The organism is Pseudomonas sp. GW456-L12 (genome assembly GCF_059424045.1).
The window spans coordinates 79531-95246 of sequence record NZ_JBWKZA010000005.1 but is presented as its reverse complement, the minus strand read 5'-3'; the positions used below and the strand labels follow the sequence as shown (position 1 = coordinate 95246).

Below are 15716 nucleotides of genomic sequence, written 5' to 3'. Positions count from 1 at the left end.
GCGGGCAAGCCGGATCGCCGCCCGCGATGCATTTCAAGGCAACAGAATGGTCGAACCCGTGGTGCGCCGCGCCGACAGTTCGGTCTGCGCCTTCGCCGCTTCCGCCAGCGGGTAACGCTGGCCGATCTCGATCTTCAGCTTGCCGCTGGCGATCATGGCGAACAGATCGTCGGCCATGGCCTGCAGGTTCTCGGCGTTGTTGGCGTAGGTGCCCAGGGTCGGGCGGGTGACGTACAGCGAGCCCTTGGCCGCCAGGATGCCCAGGTTGACCCCCTCCACCGCGCCCGAGGCGTTGCCGAAGCTGACCATCAGGCCCCGTGGCTGCAGGCAGTCCAGCGAGGTCAGCCAGGTGTCCTTGCCCACGCCGTCGTAGACCACCGGGCATTTCTTGCCATCGGTCAGCTCCAGCACGCGCTTGGCCACGTCTTCATGGCTGTAGTCGATGGTTTCCCAGGCACCGAGGGATTTCGCCAGCGCGGCTTTCTGCGGCGAGCTGACGGTACCGATCAGCTTCACCCCCAGGGCCTTGGCCCACTGGCAGGCGAGCAGCCCGACCCCGCCGGCGGCGGCGTGGAACAGCACGGTCTCGCCGCCCTTGAGTTCGTAGGTCTGGCGCAGCAGGTACTGCACGGTCAGGCCCTTGAGCATCACCCCGGCCGCCTGTTCGAAGCTGATGCTGTCCGGCAGGTGCACCAAATTGTCCGCGGGCAGTACATGCACTTCGCTGTAGGCACCCAGCGGGCCGCTGCCATAGGCCACGCGATCGCCTACCTTGAAGCGGGTCACGGCGCTGCCCACCGCCTCGACCACCCCGGCCCCTTCGGCGCCCAGGCCCGATGGCAAGGCCGGTGGCGCGTAGAGACCGCTGCGGTAGTAGGTGTCGATGAAGTTCAGGCCGATGGCCTTGTTGCTCACGCGGACCTGTTGCGGGCCCGGTTCGGCGGGTTGGTAATCCACATACTCAAGCACTTCCGGGCCGCCATGGGCACGGAACTGGATACGTTTGGCCATCTGCACTCTCTCCTCGGTCGTGTCGCGAAAGTGCCTTATCGGACTCCTATGCTTGACCGCCGTCAACTGCGACCGGCCCCTGTGCGGTGTTATGCTACGCGCCCATTTGCGCAGGCCCCCCGCTGTATCCCTGGCGCCGCGTAGCTTTGCCCGATTCAAGGTGATGCCATGACTACCCGCACCGAGGCCGTAAAAGCCTACCTGCTCGACCTGCAAGACCGTATTTGCGCCGCCCTGGAAGCCGAAGACGGCGGTACGCGCTTCGTCGAAGACGCCTGGACCCGACCGGCCGGCGGTGGCGGGCGCACCCGGGTGATTGCCGACGGTACGGTGATCGAGAAAGGCGGCGTCAACTTCTCCCACGTGTTCGGCAGCGGCTTGCCGCCGTCCGCCAGCGCCCACCGGCCGGAACTGGCCGGCCGTGGTTTCGAGGCGCTGGGCGTGTCGCTGGTGATCCACCCGCACAATCCGCATGTGCCGACTTCCCACGCCAACGTAAGGTTCTTCATCGCCGAAAAAGCAGGCGAAGAGCCGGTCTGGTGGTTCGGCGGCGGTTTCGACCTGACCCCCTACTACGCCAACGAGGAAGACTGCGTGCACTGGCACCGCGTCGCACAAAAGGCCTGCGCGCCTTTCGGCCCGGACGTCTACCCGCGCTACAAGGCCTGGTGCGACAGCTACTTCCATATCAAGCATCGCAATGAACCGCGCGGCATCGGCGGCCTGTTCTTCGACGACCTCAACGAGTGGGACTTCGACACCAGCTTCGCCTTCATGCGCGCCATCGGCGACGCCTACCTCGAGGCCTACCTGCCGATCGTCCAGCGCCGCAAGGCCCTGGGCTATACCGAGAAGCAGCGCGAGTTCCAGGAATACCGTCGCGGCCGTTATGTCGAGTTCAACCTGGTCTACGACCGCGGCACCCTGTTCGGCCTGCAATCGGGCGGGCGTACCGAGTCGATCCTCATGTCCCTGCCGCCGCAGGTGCGCTGGGGCTACGACTGGAAAGCCGAGCCGGGCAGCGAAGAAGCGCGCCTGACCGAATATTTCCTGCAGGACCGCGACTGGCTGGCGGGCTCTGCGTAAAGCGTTGCAGCCGGCTGGCCGGCGCTGGACGATAATGCGATTGAACAGAACAGCGCAGCGTCCCTGTCGCCAGCAAGCTGGTTCCTTACAGGGATGTGCATGAGGGTTTTATTGGATGGATCAGTACGTCGTTTTTGGTAACCCGATCGGCCACAGCAAGTCGCCGCTGATTCATCGGCTGTTCGCCGAGCAGACGGCGCAGCGGCTGGTCTACACCACCCTGCTGGCGCCCCTCGACGATTTCGCCGGTTGTGCCCGCGGATTCTTCGTGGATGGGCGTGGCGCCAATGTCACGGTGCCGTTCAAGGAGGAGGCCTACCGCCTGGCCGACAGCCTGACCGCCCGCGCCCAGCGCGCCGGCGCGGTGAATACCTTGAGCAAGCTCGCCGATGGCAGCCTGTTGGGCGACAACACCGACGGCGCCGGCCTGGTGCGCGACCTGACGGTCAACGCCGGCTTCAGCCTCAAGGGCAAGCGCATTCTGCTGCTGGGCGCTGGCGGCGCGGTGCGTGGCGCGCTGGAGCCGCTGCTGGCGGAGCAGCCGGCGTCGCTGATCATCGCCAACCGCACAGTGGAAAAGGCCGAGCTGCTGGCCGAGCTGTTCAGCGACCTGGGGCCGGTGTCGGCCAGTGGTTTCGACTGGCTGCGCGAGCCGGTGGACCTGATCATCAACGCCACCTCGGCCAGCCTCACCGGCGACGTGCCGCCGATCGCCGCCAGCCTGATCGAGCCGGGCCAGACGGTGTGCTACGACATGATGTATGGCAAGGAGCCGACCGCCTTCTGTCGCTGGGCCAGCCAGTACGGCGCGGCGATTTCCATGGATGGCCTGGGCATGCTCGCCGAACAGGCAGCGGAAGCCTTCTTCCTGTGGCGCGGCGTGCGCCCGGACACTGCGCCGGTGCTGGCGGAGCTGCGGCGCCAGCTGGCGCTCTGACACTGCTTCCTTCTTTCTATTGTAGGAGCGAGCTTGCTCGCGATAGCCGCGAAGCGGCGGTGTGACAGCCACAGCGCATCATTGTTGAGGTTCATCGCGAGCAAGCTCACTTCTACATAATCTTCGCCCGGCTCAATCCTCAAACCGGATCGGGCATTTCTCCGCGCCTTCGAGCTTTCTCAACTCTTCGATCACCGAGGCCCGCGCGCGACGCAGAGTCAGGCTGCGGTTCTGCCGTAACAGGCGGCGGGCTTCCTGATGCAGCATGGCCACCCCGGAATAGTCGATGAAGTTGATCTGCCGGGCGTCGATCACCAGGCGCGGCGCATGGCAGCGCTGCATGCGCACTTGCAGGTAATGGCTGGCGCCGAAAAAGATCGAGCCGCCGACCCGCAGGATGTCTTCGTCGCCTTCGCGTCCGTGCTGCACGCGCGGTTGCGAGGTGCGCTTGAGGTAGAAGAACAGCGACGCCAGGACCCCGGCATAGATCGCTGTCTGCAATTCCAGGAGCAAGGTGGCGACACAGGTCAGGCCCATCACCGCGAACTCGGCGCGGCTGACCCGGAACAGTGCGCGAATGCCGCGGTGGTCCACCAGGCCCCAGCAGATCAGCAGGATGCTCCCGGCCATGGCCGGGATCGGGATATGCGCGATCAGCGCCGCGCCGGCCACGGCGAACAGGGCCACCCACAGCGCCGAGAACACCCCTGCCAGCGGCGAACAGGCACCAGCCTCGTAGCTCAGGCCGGAGCGGGTAAAAGAGCCGGACGACAGATAGCCGGAGAAGAACGCGCCAACGATATTTGACAGGCCCTGGGCGCGGACTTCCTGGTTGGCATCGAGCAACTGTTCGGAGCGTGCCGACAGCGAGCGGGCGATCGACAGGCTGGTCACCAACCCCAGCATGCCCACCGCCACGGCGCTGGGCAGCAGGCGCAGGATCATGTCCAGGTCCAGCGGCAGCGGGCTGAACGGTGGCAGCCGGCCGGTAAAGGCGCTGACCAGTTTTACCTGGCCGAACAGCGCCGGCCACAGCCACACCACCAGAGCGCTGAGGATCAGGCTGATCAGCAGCGAGGGCCAGCGCGGCACCAGCAGCTTCAGGGCCAGGCCGACGACCAGCGTGCCCAGGCCGAGGATCAGCGAGGGTTTGTCCACGGCATCGAGATGGGCGAACAGTGAGGTCAGGCTGTTCAGCGCGGTGGCTTCGCTCGGCAAGTCCAGGCCCAGCAGGTTGGGCAATTGCCCCAGGGCGATCACCACCGCGGCGCCGAGGGTGAAGCCGAGCACCACCGAATGGGACACGAAGTTCACCAGCGCGCCGAAGCGCAACAGCCCCAGCAGCCACTGGAACAGGCCGGCGAGCAGGGTCAGCAGCAGGATCAGGGTGATGTAGTCCTGGGACGCCGGCACCGCCAGGGGGCTGACGCTGGCGTAGAGGACGATGGAAATCGCCGCGGTCGGGCCACAGATCAGGTGCCAGGAAGAACCCCAGAGGCAGGCGATCAGCACCGGGACGACGGCGGCATACAGGCCGTATTCCGGTGGCAGGCCGGCGATCAGGGCATAGGCGATCGATTGCGGCAGGGCGAGGATGGCGCCGCTCAGGCCCACCAGCAGGTCGCGCCCGATGCTGGCGCGGGTCTGCCGGGGCAGCCAGCTCAGGAAGGGCAAGAGTGAATGGCGATTGGGCCAGGCCATGGGTCCTCGCGGTCGGGATGGGGCGAAAGGCGTCAGGGTGGAGTGTCAGATCGGAGCGTGCAAGGCCCGTCAGTGACGGTTGTAGCCGCTGCCGCAGGCTGCGATAGGTCCGGCAGGACCTCAACGGGCTCGAAAACCCTACGCCCCTGCGGGTCGATCGCGGCCTGCGGCAGCGGCTACAGGTGGATTACAGCTTGGCCTGTACCGCCGGCAGCGCCTCCTTGCCGTCGAGGGTCTTCACCCCGTCCAGCCACTTGCCCAGCACCGCCGGGTTGGCCTTGATCCAGGCCTTGGCTGCGTTAAAGTTGCTGACCTTCTTGTTGGCCACCTCGGCCATGATGCTGTTCTCCATTTCCTGGGTGAAGCTCAGGTTGCCCAGCAGCTTGCCGACGTTCGGGCAGGCCTGTGCATACCCCTTGCGGGTCAGGGTGTAGACGCTGCCGGTGTCGCCGAAGTACTTCTCGCCGCCCTTGAGGTAATGCATTTTCAGCTGCACGTTCATCGGGTGCGGGGTCCAGCCGAGGAAGGTGACGAACTTCTGCCTTTTCACCGCCCGCGAGACTTCGGCGAGCATCGCCTGTTCGCTGGACTCGATCAGCTTCCACTGGCCGAGGTTGAAGTCGTTCTTCTTGATGATCTCCTGCAACGACAAGTTGGCCGGGGCCCCGGAGCCTATGCCGTAGAGCTTCTTATCGAACTTGTCTGCGTACTTATTCAGGTCGTTGAAGTCATGCACGCCGGCGTCCCAGACGTAATCCGGCACCGCCAGGGTGAACTCGGTGCCGTCCAGGTTCTTCGCCAGCTGGGTGACATCGCCATTGGCCACGAACTTGTCGTAGAAGCCCTGCTGCGCCGGCATCCAGTTGCCCAGGAACACATCCACCTGGCCGTCCTTGAGCCCGCCGAAGGTGATCGGCACCGCCAGGGTGTCGATCTTGGCCTTGTAGCCCATGCTGTCCAACAGGAAACCGGCGATGGCGTTGGTGGCGGCGATGTCGCTCCAGCCCGGGTCGGCCATCTTCACCGTCTCGCAACCCTGTTCGGCCCAGGCCAGGGCCGGGATCGAAACACTGCCCAGCGCCAGAAGCGTGGCCGTCACTGCTGTGGATAACCTTTGCATGCTCTTCCCCTTACGTTATTGGTTTGGGCAGGGTTGTGGATAACGAGCCTTGCGCTCCAGATCGTCGAGGTCGATGTGGTTGCGCATGTATTGCGCACTGGCGTCGACCAGAGGCTGGTGGTCCCAGCTCTTCAGCTTGCCCAGGCTCAAGGCGCCTGCGACGAAGCGACGGCGGCGTTGGCTGGCGAGTACCTGTTGGTGGATGGCCGGGATATCCCACTTGGCCCGCGCCTCGCGGAGAAAATCCTCGAATAGCGGGCGATGTTGCGGCGATTGGCTGAGTTCTTCCTGCTCGCGCGGGTCGTTGGCCACATCGAACAGCAGGCACGGGTCGTCTTCGCTGTAGATGAACTTGTAGCGGCCGCGACGAATCATCATCAGCGGGCTGATGGTGCCTTCGGCCATGTATTCGCCGAAGACTTCGTCATGCCCGCCCTGCCCTTGCAGGTGCGGCACCAGGGAGCGGCCATCCAGCGCCAGGCCCGGTTGCAGCTGGCCTCCGGCCAGTTCCACCAGGGTCGGCAGCAGGTCGGCGGTCGAGACCGCCTGGCTTACCCGGCCGGCGGCGAACTGCCCCGGCGCGCTGACCAGCAGCGGCACCCGCGCGGCCATTTCGAACCAATGCATTTTGTACCAGAGGCCGCGCTCGCCGAGCATGTCGCCGTGGTCGCCGGAGAAAACAATGATGGTGTCGTCGATCAGCCCGGTTTCCTCCAGGGTTTCCAGGAGTTTGCCGACGTTGCTGTCGATATAGCTGCACGCGCCGAAATAGGCGCGACGCGCGTCGCGAATCTTATCCACAGGCAGCGGCTTGCCCCACAGGTCGTAGACCTTGAGCAGGCGCTGGGAATGCGGGTCGAGCGCGGCCTGGGCCGGGGTCTGCGGCAGCGGAATATCCTCGTCGCGGTACAGGTCCCAGAAGGCCTTGGGAATGGTGTACGGGTCGTGCGGGTGGGTCATCGACACGGTCAGGCAGAACGGCTGGTCGCCGTCTTCGCGAACGTGATCGAACAGGTACTGGCGGGCCTTGAACACCACCTCTTCGTCGAAATCCAGCTGGTTGGTGCGCACGCATGGCCCGGCCTGCAGCACCGAAGACATGTTGTGGTACCAGCTCGGGCGCACGTCCGGTTCGTCCCAGTTCACCGCCCAGCCATAGTCGGCCGGGTAGATATCGCTGGTCAGGCGTTCTTCGTAACCGTGCAGCTGGTCCGGGCCGCAGAAATGCATCTTGCCCGACAGCGCCGTGCGGTAGCCCAGGCGGCGCAGGTAATGGGCGTAGGTCGGGACATCGGCGGGGAAGTCGGCGGCGTTGTCATAGGCGCCGATCTTGCTCGGCAACTGGCCGCTGACCAGGGTGAAACGCGAGGGCGCGCACAGCGGGCTGTTGCAGTAGGCGGCGTCGAACACCACGCCTTGGGCGGCGAGACGGCTCAGATGCGGCAGCTTGATGGGCGATGGACCGTAGAACGGCAACATTGGCGCGGCCATCTGATCGGCCATGATGAAAAGAATGTTCTTGCGCTTCATGTATTCGCGGCATTCCATATTGGGCAGTTATGCGAAAGTGCTGCGATCGAGCATGTAACCCAAGGCTTTTACGGTAAAGCCCACGTACGGCAATGACTAGGATAAGCACAGCTTATGTATGAAGCGCTCGGCGACCTGTCCCTGGACCTGTTCCGCGTATTCGAGGCGGCGGCGCGTCAGCGCAGCTTTACCGCCGCGGCGGTGGAACTGGGCACCACCCAGCCGGCCATCAGCCAGCAGATCAAGCGGCTGGAGGAACAGCTCGGCACCCGGCTGTTCGACCGCATCTACCGGGGCATCGAACTGACCGAGGCCGGCAGCCAGTTGTTCGAACAGGTGCAGGCCGGCTTGCAGAGCATCGACAGCGGCCTGAGCGCCATCACCGCCCAGCATCAGCACGAGGTGCTGCAGGTGGCCACCGACTTCGCCTTCGCCGCCTACTGGCTGATGCCGCGCCTGCACCGCTTCCACGCCGCCAATCCACAGGTGGACGTAAGCCTGGTCACCAGCGAGCGCAGCCACAACATGCTGCGCACCGATATCGACGTGGCGGTGCTGTTTGGCGATGGGCGTTTCAAGCAGGGTGAAAGCCACTGGCTGTTCAATGAGGAAGTGTTTCCGGTGTGCAGCCCGTTGCTGCTCAAGGAGCGGCCGCTGCCCCTGGGCGCCCAGTCGCTGCTGGAGTTTCCGCTGCTGCATTTGAAGGGGGAAAACAGCAGCCACTGGTTCGACTGGAGCGGCGTGTTCCGCGAGTTGGGGATCGCCACCCCGCCGGCGCCGGGGCAGCTGCGTTTCGACAACTACACCCTGCTGATCCAGGCGGCGATCGGTGGCCAGGGCGTGGGTATTGGCTGGCGCCACCTTGTGGATAACTTGCTGGCGCAAGGTCTGTTGTGCCGGCCGATCAGCGAAACGCTGATTTCCCGCTACGGCTATTACGTGGTCCTGCCCCAGCGCAAACGCCGCGGGCCATTGATCCAGCGGTTTTTCGACTGGCTGATGACCGAGCAGGCCGACAGCGCGCAATCTTTGACCGGGCTGGGCCTGCCGTCGATTGCCATCTGAGGTTTGGGGTTGGCGTGGAAGCCATCGCGAGCAAGCTCGCTCCTACATGGGATCGCATAACCTTCTGTAGGAGCGAGCTTGCTCGCGATAAGGATTCAGCACACGAAGTTCACATGTTCGCCCACATGCAGGTTCAACTGCTGTTCATCGGCAATGCCGGCAGCTACCCGTGCCAGTCGCTGCACCGGCTCGACCCGCTCGGGTGCAAGGCTGTCGATGGGGTGGCTGAAGTGTTCCAGGGTCAGCCCGGGTACGCTTTGCGGCGCATTCACCAGGGTCCAGCGCAAGCTGCTGCCTTGCAGCATGTCGAGGATGGTCTCGGCCGTCTGGCGGTGTGGGTAGCCTTCCATCTCCGGCTGGTCCAGCACCTCAAAATGCCCCACCAGGAACAGGCGCCGGACGCCCGCGGCCTGCATGCCAGCGATCAGCGCATCGACCGCGCGAAGTTGTTCCCGGGGTTCGAGCAGCAGGTTTTCCTGCTGTTCGAGGCCCATGGGCAGCCCCGGGGCATCCAGCAGGCAGGCCACTACGTCGCCTCCGGCCACGCTTTGCCTGACCCGCGCGGCATCGAACAGGTCACCGCATTTGGTGCGCAAGCCGGGAAGGGGCTCGAGGGCCGTCAGGTCGTCGAGGATGGCGATGACTTCATGCTGGCGCCGCAGGAATTCCGCCATCAGCGCGCTGCCCAGGCTGCTCATGGCACCGTAGAGCACCAGCTTGACCACCGGGGTTTCGGCATTTTTCATGGCGCGGCCCGTTTCTTTACACTGCTAAGGTTATGACCTGTGGGCTGTCGCCAGGGTTCGACTTTGTCATGAGAGGTTCCATGCAACGCATCAAGGGCTATCACGCCCATGTCTATTTCGACGCCAGCACCATCGACCAGGCGCGGGCGCTGTGCGAGCAGGCGGCGCAATTGTTTCCATTGAAGATGGGCCGGGTGCATGAACGGCCGGTCGGCCCGCACCCGGACTGGAGCTGCCAGCTGGCGTTCGAGCCGCAATACCTGGGCGAGGTGTTGCCGTGGCTGGCGCTCAATCGCAACGGGCTGGTGGTATTCCTGCACCCCGATACCGGGGACGACCTGAAGGATCACACGGAGCATGCGATCTGGATGGGGGCGATCAGGCCGCTGGACCTGTCGATTTTTTAAGGTTTTTCGCGAGCACGCTCGCTCCTAGAAGGTCAGGCGCTTTCTGTAGGAGCGAGCTTGCTCGCGATGGAATCCTTTCAAGCGCCATCAGCCCCGATCAATACAACACGCCATCGAGGATCTCGTAGACGATCCCCGTGCCCACCGCGATCAGCACGATATCGGCGCCCATGCGTCGCCATTCATAACCCGGGTAGTACGGCAGGTGCGCCAGGGCGCGGTTGTCCAGGCGTTCGCCGTAGTAGCCGCGGGGCAGCGGCTGGCCGCGCAGCAGATGGATGCCGTGGGGCGGCGGCGCGCCGCGTACGAAGTAGGCGTGGTTGTCGCGAATGGTCTCGCGCACCGGGCCGAAATCCCGGGGTGGGCCACCACGGCGGTCGGCCTGCGGGCCGCGATGCTCATCGCCCCGATTATCCCCGCGATTGTCTCCTCGATTGTCGTAGCGACCCGGTTGCGGGCCGCCGCGGTCGTGGTCGTCACGTGGGTCCGCGACCGCGTGCAGCAGCGGGCTGGCGCTGAGCATCAGCACACCGAGACCGGCAATCAGGCGTTTGGGCATTTTCATCGGGTCTTCCTCAGAGCACGAACAACAAAAAGGGGCTCAGAACCTGGTTCTGAACCCCTTGGTCTTGCTGGTTAGTCTGTGGACTCTGAGGCGAATTCCTCTGTATCAGGAACTTTACCCTTGGCTGACACGGGCTTGACGCACCCCTTCGGCGAGGGAGGCACACAGGCTCAGCACACCATCCACCGCCTGCTCGGAACTGCTGGCATTGGCGATCTGGTCGATCAGCGCCGACCCCACCACCACGCCGTCGGCCAGGCGGGCGATGGCCGCGGCCTGCTCCGGCGTACGGATGCCGAAACCGATGCTGATCGGCAGGTCGGTGTGGCGACGCAGGCGGGTCACCGCCTCTTCCACGTGCTCCAGGGTGGCGGAACCGGCACCGGTCACACCGGCCACGGAGACGTAGTAGACGAAGCCCGAGCTGCCGTTCAGCACCTTCGGCAGGCGCGCGTCGTCGGTGGTCGGCGTGGTCAGGCGGATGAAGTCGATGCCGGCGGCCTGGGACGGGTCGCACAGCTCGGCGTTGTGCTCGGGCGGCATGTCGACCACGATCAGGCCGTCGACCCCGGCTTCCTTGGCTTCGGCGATGAAGCGCGGTACGCCGTAGTGGTGGATCGGGTTGAAGTACCCCATCAGCACCAGCGGCGTGTCGTTGTTGCCGACACGGAACTCGCGAACCATTTGCAGGGTTTTCGCCAGGTTTTGCTTGGCCTCCAGGGCGCGGATGTTGGCCAGCTGGATCGCCGGGCCATCGGCCATCGGATCGGTGAAGGGCATGCCCAGTTCGATCACGTCGGCGCCGGCGGCCGGCAAGCCCTTGAGGATCGCCAGGGAAGCGTCGTAGCCCGGGTCGCCGGCGGTGACGAAGGTCACCAGGGCAGCGCGGTTCTGTTGCTTAAGCTCGGCAAAGCGCGTTTGCAGGCGGCTCATCAGTGTTTCTCCTGCTGGGATTGCTCTTGTTGAGAGTGTTCCATGTGGTGCATCACGGTTTGCATGTCTTTGTCGCCGCGGCCCGAGAGGTTGACCACCATCAGGTGATCCTTGGGCAGGTTCGGCGCGCGCTTGAACACTTCGGCCAGGGCGTGGGCGCTTTCCAGGGCCGGGATGATGCCTTCCAGGCGGCAGCACTGGTGGAACGCGGCCAGGGCTTCGTCGTCGGTCACCGAGGTGTATTCGACACGGCCGATATCGTGCAACCAGGCGTGTTCAGGGCCGATGCCCGGGTAGTCGAGGCCGGCGGAAATCGAGTGGGCGTCGATGATCTGGCCATCCTCGTCCTGCAGCAGGAAGGTGCGGTTGCCATGCAGCACGCCAGGCAGGCCGCCGTTCAGGCTGGCCGCGTGCTTGCCGGTCTCGATGCCGTAGCCGGCGGCTTCGACGCCGATGATCTGCACGCTCTTGTCGTCGAGGAACGGATGGAACAGGCCCATGGCGTTGGAACCGCCGCCGATGCATGCCACCAGGCTGTCCGGCAGGCGGCCTTCCTGGGCTTGCAACTGTTCGCGGGTTTCCTTGCCGATCACCGCCTGGAAGTCGCGGACCATGGCGGGATAAGGGTGCGGACCGGCCACGGTGCCGATCAGGTAGAAGGTGCTGTCGACGTTGGTCACCCAGTCACGCAGGGCTTCGTTCATCGCGTCCTTCAGGGTGCCGGTGCCGGCGACCACCGGGATCACTTCGGCGCCCAGCAGCTTCATGCGGAACACGTTGGCCTGTTGGCGCTCGATATCGGTGGTGCCCATGTAGATCACGCAGTCCAGGCCGAAACGGGCCGCCACGGTGGCGGTGGCCACGCCGTGCATGCCGGCGCCGGTCTCGGCGATGATGCGTTTCTTGCCCATGCGCCGCGCCAGGAGGATCTGGCCGATGCAGTTGTTGATCTTGTGCGCGCCGGTGTGGTTCAGCTCTTCGCGCTTGAGGTAGATCTTGGCGCCGCCGCAGTGCTCGGTCAGGCGCTCGGCGAAATACAGCGGACTTGGACGGCCGACGTAGTCGCGCTGGAAGTAGGCCAGTTCCTTGAGGAACTCCGGATCTTCCTTGGCCGCTTCGTATTCGCGGGCCAGGTCGAGGATCAGTGGCATCAGGGTTTCGGCGACGTAACGGCCGCCGAACGCGCCGAACAGGCCGTTGGCATCAGGACCGTTGCGCAGGTTGGTCTGGTTCATGGGGCGCTCCCGGTGATTCGTCAAAAGGGTGAATGCTGGAAAGACAATGGCGTTCACTCTACCCCTGACGCCCCAGGCTGAAAACCGATAAGATCGCCACAACCTGTCAGGAAAACTCACATATCCCATGAGCCACGACCTGCCCCCGCTGAACGCCCTCCGGGCCTTCGAAGCCACCGCTCGCCTGAACAGTGTCAGTCAGGCAGCCGAACAGCTGCACGTCACCCATGGCGCGGTCAGCCGCCAGTTGAAGGTGCTCGAAGAGCATCTTGGGGTGAGCCTGTTCGTCAAGGAAGGGCGCGGCCTTAAACTCACAGATGCCGGTGTGCGCCTGCGCGATGCCAGCAGCGATGCCTTCGAGCGCCTGCGCACGGTCTGCGCCGAGCTGACCCAGAGCACCGTCGATGCGCCCTTCGTGCTCGGCTGCTCCGGCAGCCTGCTGGCGCGCTGGTTCATTCCGCGCCTGGGGCGGCTGAATGCCGACCTGCCGGACCTGCGCCTGCACCTGTCGGCCGGTGAAGGCGATCTCGACCCGCGCCGGCCGGGGCTGGACGCCTTGCTGGTATTCGCCGAGCCGCCGTGGCCGGCGGACATGCAGGTCTTTGAGCTGGCCAGCGAGCGCATCGGCCCGGTGCTCAGCCCGCGCTACAGCCGCTACGAGCAGCTGCGCGAGGCGCCGGCCAGCGCGCTGCTCAACGAGACGTTGCTACAGACCACCTCGCGCCCGCAGGCCTGGCCCAGCTGGGCACGGCAGAACGGCATCGACGCCGGGGCGCTGAAGTTCGGCCAGGGTTTCGAGCATTTGTATTATTTGCTGGAGGCCGCGGTGGCCGGGCTGGGCGTGGCGATCGCGCCGCAGCCGCTGGTGGCCGAGGACCTGCGCGCCGGACGCCTGGTTGCCCCGTGGGGCTTCTGTGAAACCCCGGGGCAACTGGCGTTGTGGCTACCCAAGCGCGCCGCGGATGGGCGCGCCCGGCAGCTGGCGCAGTGGCTCAGTAACGAGCTGCGCCAGACGCCTTAATTACCGCGCTTGCACAGCAGGTAAGCGGCCAGCAGGCCCAGCGCGCCCACGGCAACGCCGGCGGTGGTCCAGGGGTGCTGCTGGGCGTAGTCGCGGGTGGCGATCCCGGTTTCACGGGTTTTCACTTTGACTTCTTCATAGGCATCGCTGAGCAGGCTGCGCGAATGTCTCAGCGCGCTCTCGGCGTTGCTTTTCAGCGCCTTGAGGGTTTTGCGCGATTCGTCCGAAGCGTCGTCCTTGAGGCTCTCCAGGGACTTGAGCAGACTTTCGATCTCGGCTTCCATGCTTTCCAATGAGGCTTTGCGTAACGAAGTGTTGGCCATGGTGGCTCTCCTGCATTGTTGATTGAGGGTCTGTAGGGTCCGACTGCGCGGCCTGGCGAAAGTGCATTAAATCTGAACTTCGATGGGCCGGGGCTCACTCAAGTGTTGCCGCTAATCGCTGCTAGGCTTTGATCTACCTCATAAGGAGAGAGCGCCATGTCTGATCATCACACCTACAAGAAAGTCGAACTGGTCGGTTCGTCCCCTAGCAGCATCGAAGACGCCATCAACAATGCGCTGGCCGAAGCCAGCAAAAGCATCCAGCACCTGGAGTGGTTCGAGGTCACGGAAACCCGTGGGCATATCAAGGATGGCAAGGCCGCGCATTTCCAGGTCACGCTCAAAGTCGGTTTCCGCATTGCCAACAGCTGAACCTGGGCTAGGCTGTTGAACTTGTGCGCTGGCCGATTGCCATAGGGAATGGCAAAGCGCTATATCTGCCTCGATGCCGAGCAGGCCGGGGCTTGACGCTTATTTTGATTCGACCAGGGAATGTGACCGATGAAAAAACTGGTAATGGCTTTAGTGTTGTTGAGTGTCGCGGGAACAGCCCTTGCTGCCGGCAAATCATGCGAAGAGCTGAAAAGCGAAATCGCCGCGAAGATCGATGCCAAAGGGGTGTCGGGTTATTCGCTGGAAATTGTCGAAAAAGGCAGCGCGACTGACGGCAAAGTGGTCGGTACCTGCGAAGGCGGTACCAAGGAAATCGTCTACAAGCGTGGCTGAGCCCTTGTAGCAATGAACAAAGCCGACGCAATGCGTCGGCTTTTTTGTGCCCGGGTCAGGCCAGGCATGCCCCTGTAGCCGCTGCCGCAGGCTGCGATCGCGACCGAAGGGCGCGCAGGGCCTCTGGATCACCCAGTCCTTCGGCCCGATTGCAGACTCAACCCTTCATCACTTGCGCCAGCAGTTCGTAGGAATGCAGGCGGTCGGCGTGCTCGTACAGGTCGCAGGTAAAGATCAGCTCATCGGCGCCGGTCTGTTCGATCAGCACTTCGAGCTTGGCGCGGATCTTTGCCGGGCTGCCGATCATGGCCAGGCCGAGGAAGCTGCCCACGGCCTCTTTTTCATGGGGCAGCCACAGGCCGTCCATGCTCTTCACCGGTTTGCGCTGCACCAGGCTCTGGCCGCGCATCAACGCGAGGATCCGCTGGTACACCGAGGTCGCCAGATAGTCGGCCTGTTCGTCGGTATCGGCGGCCACCAGCGGCACGCCGAGCATCACATAAGGCTTGTCGAGCACGGCCGAAGGCTTGAAGTGATTGCGGTACACGCGAATCGCCTCGTGCATGTAGCGCGGCGCGAAATGCGAGGCGAAGGCGTAAGGCAAGCCGCGCTCGCCGGCCAGTTGCGCACTGAACAGGCTGGAACCCAGCAGCCACACCGGCACCTGAGTACCGGTTCCCGGCACCGCGATCACCCGTTGTTCCGGGGTGCGTGGGCCGAGATAGGCCATCAGCTCGGCGACGTCTTCAGGGAAGTCGTCGGCGCTGCCGGACCGTTCGCGGCGCAGGGCGCGGGCGGTCATCTGGTCCGAACCCGGCGCGCGGCCCAGGCCCAGGTCGATACGCCCTGGGTACAGGCTTTCCAGGGTGCCGAACTGCTCGGCGATCACCAGCGGCGCATGGTTGGGCAGCATCACGCCGCCGGAGCCGACGCGAATGCTCGAGGTGCCGCCGGCCAGGTAGCCCAGCAGCACCGAGGTCGCGGAGCTGGCGATACCGTCCATGTTGTGGTGCTCGGCGACCCAGAAGCGGGTGTAGCCGAACTTCTCTACATGGCGGGCCAGGTCCAGGGAATTGCGCAGCGATTGCGCCGGGCTGCCGTCTTCGCGCACGGGGACCAGGTCGAGGGTGGAAAACTTAACGTCGGACAGTGGTTTCATGAACCTGCTTCTCCTTTGGTGTGCAGGCCTTTGTCATGAGCCAAAACCTGCCGAATGCTGTAAGCCTGTTTCATGCAATGTGGGCATATACCCGAGTTTCAATAGCCAGGCTGAATTTGCTGTCCGGATAAACGGTGGATTCAGACAGGAT

General features: G+C 64.4%; 17 protein-coding genes. 7 read left to right on the top strand and 10 right to left on the bottom strand.

The genetic code is table 11. The features are described from left to right. Nucleotides 1-33: 33 nt before the first annotated feature. Nucleotides 34-1011: an NADPH:quinone reductase gene (locus AC07Y9_RS08335; protein ID WP_101336377.1), complete on the bottom strand. Its 978-nt coding sequence runs from the start codon at nucleotides 1009-1011 to the stop codon at nucleotides 34-36. A 168-nt stretch (nucleotides 1012-1179) separates the two neighbouring features. On the opposite strand from AC07Y9_RS08335, the gene hemF reads away from it, so the two are divergent. Next, the gene (gene hemF / locus AC07Y9_RS08330; RefSeq protein WP_009041486.1) at nucleotides 1180-2097 is read left to right on the top strand and encodes an oxygen-dependent coproporphyrinogen oxidase; all 918 of its coding nucleotides are present in this window, start codon (nucleotides 1180-1182) and stop codon (nucleotides 2095-2097) included. 115 nt (nucleotides 2098-2212) lie between these two features. After that, entirely contained in the window at nucleotides 2213-3034 is an 822-nt protein-coding gene (aroE, locus tag AC07Y9_RS08325) for a shikimate dehydrogenase (protein WP_009041487.1), read from the top strand. A gap of 132 nt (nucleotides 3035-3166) precedes the next feature. Here aroE and AC07Y9_RS08320 read toward each other — a convergent pair whose 3' ends face one another. The 3 genes from AC07Y9_RS08320 to betC all read right to left on the bottom strand — a co-directional run bounded on the left by AC07Y9_RS08320 (nucleotide 3167) and on the right by betC (nucleotide 7385). After that, complete coding sequence (locus AC07Y9_RS08320; protein WP_092421526.1) at nucleotides 3167-4735, bottom strand: SulP family inorganic anion transporter; 1569 nt, start codon at nucleotides 4733-4735, stop codon at nucleotides 3167-3169. Nucleotides 4736-4922: 187 nt separating this feature from the next. After that, nucleotides 4923-5855 carry a choline ABC transporter substrate-binding protein gene (choX, locus tag AC07Y9_RS08315; protein WP_102678752.1) on the bottom strand — a complete coding sequence of 311 codons (933 nt, stop codon included), beginning with the start codon at nucleotides 5853-5855 and terminating at the stop codon, nucleotides 4923-4925. 15 nt (nucleotides 5856-5870) lie between these two features. After that, a complete protein-coding gene (betC, locus tag AC07Y9_RS08310; RefSeq protein ID WP_102678753.1) occupies nucleotides 5871-7385 on the bottom strand; it encodes a choline-sulfatase in 1515 nt (504 codons plus the stop codon). A gap of 114 nt (nucleotides 7386-7499) precedes the next feature. Here betC and AC07Y9_RS08305 point away from each other — a divergent pair, with 114 nt between their 5' ends. Further along, nucleotides 7500-8450 carry a choline sulfate utilization transcriptional regulator gene (locus AC07Y9_RS08305; RefSeq protein ID WP_102678754.1) on the top strand — a complete coding sequence of 317 codons (951 nt, stop codon included), beginning with the start codon at nucleotides 7500-7502 and terminating at the stop codon, nucleotides 8448-8450. A gap of 95 nt (nucleotides 8451-8545) precedes the next feature. Here AC07Y9_RS08305 and AC07Y9_RS08300 read toward each other — a convergent pair whose 3' ends face one another. Continuing rightward, the gene (locus AC07Y9_RS08300) at nucleotides 8546-9196 is read right to left on the bottom strand and encodes an NAD(P)-dependent oxidoreductase (RefSeq protein WP_102678755.1); all 651 of its coding nucleotides are present in this window, start codon (nucleotides 9194-9196) and stop codon (nucleotides 8546-8548) included. An 80-nt stretch (nucleotides 9197-9276) separates the two neighbouring features. On the opposite strand from AC07Y9_RS08300, the gene AC07Y9_RS08295 reads away from it, so the two are divergent. After that, nucleotides 9277-9603 carry a DOPA 4,5-dioxygenase family protein gene (locus AC07Y9_RS08295; RefSeq protein ID WP_009041492.1) on the top strand — a complete coding sequence of 109 codons (327 nt, stop codon included), beginning with the start codon at nucleotides 9277-9279 and terminating at the stop codon, nucleotides 9601-9603. 97 nt (nucleotides 9604-9700) lie between these two features. Here the strand turns inward: AC07Y9_RS08295 and AC07Y9_RS08290 are convergent, their stop codons facing one another. The 3 genes from AC07Y9_RS08290 to trpB all read right to left on the bottom strand — a co-directional run bounded on the left by AC07Y9_RS08290 (nucleotide 9701) and on the right by trpB (nucleotide 12336). Beyond that, nucleotides 9701-10168, bottom strand: coding sequence for an anti-virulence regulator CigR family protein (locus AC07Y9_RS08290; RefSeq protein ID WP_097137730.1), 468 nt, complete (start codon nucleotides 10166-10168; stop codon nucleotides 9701-9703). Nucleotides 10169-10282: 114 nt separating this feature from the next. Further along, a complete protein-coding gene (trpA, locus tag AC07Y9_RS08285; protein ID WP_062824122.1) occupies nucleotides 10283-11101 on the bottom strand; it encodes a tryptophan synthase subunit alpha in 819 nt (272 codons plus the stop codon). Continuing rightward, nucleotides 11101-12336 carry a tryptophan synthase subunit beta gene (trpB, locus tag AC07Y9_RS08280; RefSeq protein WP_009041495.1) on the bottom strand — a complete coding sequence of 412 codons (1236 nt, stop codon included), beginning with the start codon at nucleotides 12334-12336 and terminating at the stop codon, nucleotides 11101-11103. Before trpB ends, trpA begins: the two co-directional genes overlap by 1 nt. A gap of 127 nt (nucleotides 12337-12463) precedes the next feature. Here trpB and AC07Y9_RS08275 point away from each other — a divergent pair, with 127 nt between their 5' ends. After that, nucleotides 12464-13357, top strand: coding sequence for a LysR family transcriptional regulator (locus tag AC07Y9_RS08275; protein ID WP_062824120.1), 894 nt, complete (start codon nucleotides 12464-12466; stop codon nucleotides 13355-13357). Here the strand turns inward: AC07Y9_RS08275 and AC07Y9_RS08270 are convergent. Beyond that, nucleotides 13354-13680, bottom strand: a complete 327-nt coding sequence (locus tag AC07Y9_RS08270) for an ElaB/YgaM/YqjD family protein (RefSeq protein WP_007926179.1) — start codon at nucleotides 13678-13680, stop codon at nucleotides 13354-13356. The two genes, AC07Y9_RS08275 and AC07Y9_RS08270, sit on opposite strands and share 4 nt — an antisense overlap. A 156-nt stretch (nucleotides 13681-13836) precedes the next feature. Between AC07Y9_RS08270 and AC07Y9_RS08265 the strand changes: the two genes are divergently transcribed. Continuing rightward, nucleotides 13837-14052, top strand: a complete 216-nt coding sequence (locus tag AC07Y9_RS08265; protein ID WP_009041497.1) for a dodecin — start codon at nucleotides 13837-13839, stop codon at nucleotides 14050-14052. Nucleotides 14053-14181: 129 nt separating this feature from the next. Further along, a complete protein-coding gene (locus tag AC07Y9_RS08260; RefSeq protein ID WP_102678756.1) occupies nucleotides 14182-14406 on the top strand; it encodes a DUF1161 domain-containing protein in 225 nt (74 codons plus the stop codon). Nucleotides 14407-14563: 157 nt separating this feature from the next. Here the strand turns inward: AC07Y9_RS08260 and AC07Y9_RS08255 are convergent, their stop codons facing one another. Next, nucleotides 14564-15565, bottom strand: a complete 1002-nt coding sequence (locus tag AC07Y9_RS08255; protein WP_009041499.1) for an LLM class flavin-dependent oxidoreductase — start codon at nucleotides 15563-15565, stop codon at nucleotides 14564-14566. Between the last annotated feature and the right edge of the window lie 151 nt (nucleotides 15566-15716).

Coding starts and splice junctions, on each gene's coding strand:
- AC07Y9_RS08290 (WP_097137730.1), bottom strand. CDS start 10,168: ATGAAAATGCCCAAACGCCTGATTGCCGGTCTCGGTGTGCTGATGCTC.
- AC07Y9_RS08300 (WP_102678755.1), bottom strand. CDS start 9,196: ATGAAAAATGCCGAAACCCCGGTGGTCAAGCTGGTGCTCTACGGTGCC.
- AC07Y9_RS08320 (WP_092421526.1), bottom strand. CDS start 4,735: ATGGCCTGGCCCAATCGCCATTCACTCTTGCCCTTCCTGAGCTGGCTG.
- hemF (WP_009041486.1), top strand. CDS start 1,180: ATGACTACCCGCACCGAGGCCGTAAAAGCCTACCTGCTCGACCTGCAA.
- AC07Y9_RS08295 (WP_009041492.1), top strand. CDS start 9,277: ATGCAACGCATCAAGGGCTATCACGCCCATGTCTATTTCGACGCCAGC.
- AC07Y9_RS08275 (WP_062824120.1), top strand. CDS start 12,464: ATGAGCCACGACCTGCCCCCGCTGAACGCCCTCCGGGCCTTCGAAGCC.
- AC07Y9_RS08335 (WP_101336377.1), bottom strand. CDS start 1,011: ATGGCCAAACGTATCCAGTTCCGTGCCCATGGCGGCCCGGAAGTGCTT.
- AC07Y9_RS08305 (WP_102678754.1), top strand. CDS start 7,500: ATGTATGAAGCGCTCGGCGACCTGTCCCTGGACCTGTTCCGCGTATTC.
- AC07Y9_RS08260 (WP_102678756.1), top strand. CDS start 14,182: ATGAAAAAACTGGTAATGGCTTTAGTGTTGTTGAGTGTCGCGGGAACA.
- trpA (WP_062824122.1), bottom strand. CDS start 11,101: ATGAGCCGCCTGCAAACGCGCTTTGCCGAGCTTAAGCAACAGAACCGC.
- AC07Y9_RS08265 (WP_009041497.1), top strand. CDS start 13,837: ATGTCTGATCATCACACCTACAAGAAAGTCGAACTGGTCGGTTCGTCC.
- AC07Y9_RS08270 (WP_007926179.1), bottom strand. CDS start 13,680: ATGGCCAACACTTCGTTACGCAAAGCCTCATTGGAAAGCATGGAAGCC.
- AC07Y9_RS08255 (WP_009041499.1), bottom strand. CDS start 15,565: ATGAAACCACTGTCCGACGTTAAGTTTTCCACCCTCGACCTGGTCCCC.
- betC (WP_102678753.1), bottom strand. CDS start 7,385: ATGAAGCGCAAGAACATTCTTTTCATCATGGCCGATCAGATGGCCGCG.
- aroE (WP_009041487.1), top strand. CDS start 2,213: ATGGATCAGTACGTCGTTTTTGGTAACCCGATCGGCCACAGCAAGTCG.
- trpB (WP_009041495.1), bottom strand. CDS start 12,336: ATGAACCAGACCAACCTGCGCAACGGTCCTGATGCCAACGGCCTGTTC.
- choX (WP_102678752.1), bottom strand. CDS start 5,855: ATGCAAAGGTTATCCACAGCAGTGACGGCCACGCTTCTGGCGCTGGGC.